This window comes from Geobacillus sp. DSP4a (assembly GCF_013096875.1).
GTDB lineage: Bacteria > Bacillota > Bacilli > Bacillales > Anoxybacillaceae > Geobacillus > Geobacillus thermophilus.
This window is the reverse complement of the sequence record NZ_SDLD01000211.1, coordinates 1-423: the sequence shown is the minus strand read 5'-3', so window position 1 is coordinate 423 and position 423 is coordinate 1. Positions and strand designations below refer to the sequence as shown.

Here is a 423-nt window from a genome sequence, read left to right as displayed (position 1 = left end):
ATACGCTGAACACCACCTTCGGTACGGGTATTGTCGCGGGCGAGAGCGGTATTCTGCTTAATAACCAGATGGATGATTTCTCCGCCAAACCGGGCGTACCGAACGTTTACGGGCTGGTGGGCGGTGATGCCAACGCCGTCGGGCCGAACAAACGCCCGCTGTCGTCGATGTCGCCGACCATTGTGGTGAAAGACGGGAAAACCTGGCTGGTTACCGGTAGCCCAGGCGGTAGCCGGATCATCACTACAGTGCTGCAAATGGTGGTGAATAGCATCGATTATGGCATGAACGTCGCCGAAGCGACCAATGCGCCGCGTTTCCACCATCAGTGGTTGCCGGACGAGCTGCGTGTCGAAAAAGGGTTTAGCCAGGATACGCTCAAGCTGCTGGAAGCAAAAGGTCAGAAAGTGGCGCTGAAAGAGG

1 protein-coding gene is annotated in these 423 nt (G+C 56.7%); it reads left to right on the top strand.

From position 1 onward, the window contains the following. The coding region (locus tag ETC02_RS17045; RefSeq protein ID WP_171698487.1) for a gamma-glutamyltransferase at positions 1–423 on the top strand (423 nt) is incomplete at both ends.